Genomic DNA, 240 nt, shown 5'->3' with positions numbered 1-240 from the left:
AAGATGCGGTCAACAAAGACCAATTGGATGCACTTGAAGCATCGTCAGGCGCGAACACAGATGCTTTAGGCAACAGCACAGCCACTAACTTGGGTGGTGGGTCAAAGTATGACGCTGCTACAGGTACGATCAGTGCACCGAGTTACACAGTACAAAGCAATCCAAACGATGCCAGCACAATCACAACAGTCAACAACGTCGGTGATGCGATCAGCAGCTTAAACACTGCGGTGACCACAC

Annotated in this window: 1 protein-coding gene; it reads left to right on the top strand. The window is 50.0% G+C overall.

The window, feature by feature from the left end; translation table 11 throughout:
* Positions 1 to 240, top strand: a 240-nt coding sequence (locus ACG94X_RS16935) for a hypothetical protein (RefSeq protein ID WP_419384820.1), incomplete at both ends; no start/stop codon positions are given.

It is taken from the genome of Acinetobacter psychrotolerans (assembly GCF_048552595.1).
GTDB lineage: Bacteria > Pseudomonadota > Gammaproteobacteria > Pseudomonadales > Moraxellaceae > Acinetobacter.
This window is presented reverse-complemented; position numbering and strand designations above follow the sequence as displayed.